We start from the raw sequence: 1,811 nt of genomic DNA on the forward strand, positions 1-1,811 counted from the left end.
GATCTTCGATCGCCACTTCCTTCAGCTGCCCCGGCAGCGACTGCCCCTGCAGAATGTCGCTGAGCTTGGGCACCGTGCGGAACGGAATGCCGGTGCTCTCGCAGATGGCCACCACGCGCTGCATGCCGACGGCATCGAGCGAAGGCATGGCAATCACCAGCAGCTTGGCTGCAGTCTCGCGGGCCACTGCTGGTGCATCGTCCAGCGTGCCCAGGATCGGCAGGCTCTGCAGCTTGGCCCCTCGCAGGTGCGGCGCATCATCGAGCAGGCCGACCGGCTCGAAATTGCCGGACCGGCGCAGGTCGCGCACCAGGGTCTCGGCGGCCTGTCCGGCGCCGAGAATCAGCACCCGGCGCGCGGTCGAATCGGACTGCAGCGACTGGTAGTCCTTCCACGCGCGGTACAACAGGCGCGGCGCGCCCAGCAGTGCCGACAGCGCGAACGGATAGATCACCAGCACCGACATCGGCACGCCGTTGAAGCGCTTCCAGGCCAGTACCAGAACAATGGCGATCAGGCCGATGAAGCTGGCCTTGAAGATGTTCAGCAGGTCGCTGACGCTGGCAAAGCGCCACAGCCCGCGATAGAGGCCGATACGCCAGAACACCAGTCCCTGCAGTGCCAGCACCAGCGTGGTGTCCACGTTCCACAAGGGCAATGCAGGAGCGTCGGCCAGAATCGAGTAACGACCTGCGTGCAGCAGCTGCCAACAGGCCCATACCATGAACAAGTCGTGGCAGACGATGGCCGTACGCGGCATCAGGCCGAGGATTCTGTCCCGCCAAGGTGAAGACATAGATCGAGTAATTCCTTATCGGTGRCGCAATCCATTGCGCAGGAGGAGCCACAGCAGGGTCAGCGCGGCAAACCACGCGACCGCTACGACAGCCTCCCACCTCGGCTGCAAATTGGTGCAGATATTGAACACTGTAATACTGAACAGGCCCAAAACAAAGTACATCCCTGTCACCTGGGCATGGCTGGCTCCTGCCTGCACCGCGCGCTGGTAGACATGCTGGGTGTGGGGTTCCATCCAGCGTTGCCCGGAAAGCATGCGCGCCAACAGCGTGAAGCCCGCGTCCACAAGAAATGCAGACAACGGCAGCAACAACAGGATCCAGTTGATGTCGGTGTGCACTGCCGCGACGGCCAGCACCACCGCCACCGCATAGCCGAGGGCGCCACTACCGACATCACCCATGAAGATCCGCGCCTGCGGGAAATTGAATGGCAGAAAACCCAGGCAGGCCAAGCCGAGAACAACGGCCACCAGCGAATAGGGCCAGGGCAGCACGGTGGCAAAGCCCAGCGCAACGATGACGGCCTGGCTGCTGGCAATCCCGTTGATGCCATCCATGAAGTTCCAGATGTTGATCAGCGAGGCGGTGAAGAACAGCACCAGCAGGCTCAACAGCCAGCTACCCCCGTGCATCTTGACCAGCCCTGCCAGCAAGACAGCGGCGAGGAAATGCACCAGCAAACGGCGCATGGCTGGCAGCGGCCGATGGTCATCCCACCAGCCGATGCCGGCAACCAGCAGCAGGCCAAGGCTGGCAACAGCCAGGCTGGGCGCGGCGTCCGGCCAGAAAAAAGCGGCCACGGCCGCAGCAACCAGCAGACTGATCACGATGGCGATGCCACCACCGCGAGGAGTTGCGACACTGTGGCTGCGGCGCTCGCCGGGCTGATCCAGCAGCTGCCTGCGCAGCGCATACACACGCGCCGCCCAGGTCAACCCCGCGCTGAGCAGGGCCAGGCCCAGCAGCGCGGCCATCACAAGCCACGGCATGGTTCAGAGCACCGCGTAATTC

Annotated in this window: 2 protein-coding genes; both read right to left on the reverse strand. The window is 63.7% G+C overall.

The features are described 5' to 3' along the window. The coding region (locus AC1VAN_RS20590) for a nucleoside-diphosphate sugar epimerase/dehydratase (RefSeq protein WP_480986610.1) at window positions 1-796 on the reverse strand (796 nt) is incomplete at its 3' end. Window positions 797-811: 15 nt separating this feature from the next. Then, window positions 812-1,789, reverse strand: a complete 978-nt coding sequence (locus AC1VAN_RS20595; protein ID WP_442252135.1) for an MraY family glycosyltransferase — start codon at window positions 1,787-1,789, stop codon at window positions 812-814. Window positions 1,790-1,811: the final 22 nt, after the last annotated feature.

The organism is Stenotrophomonas sp. 05L44_2 (assembly GCF_056665995.1).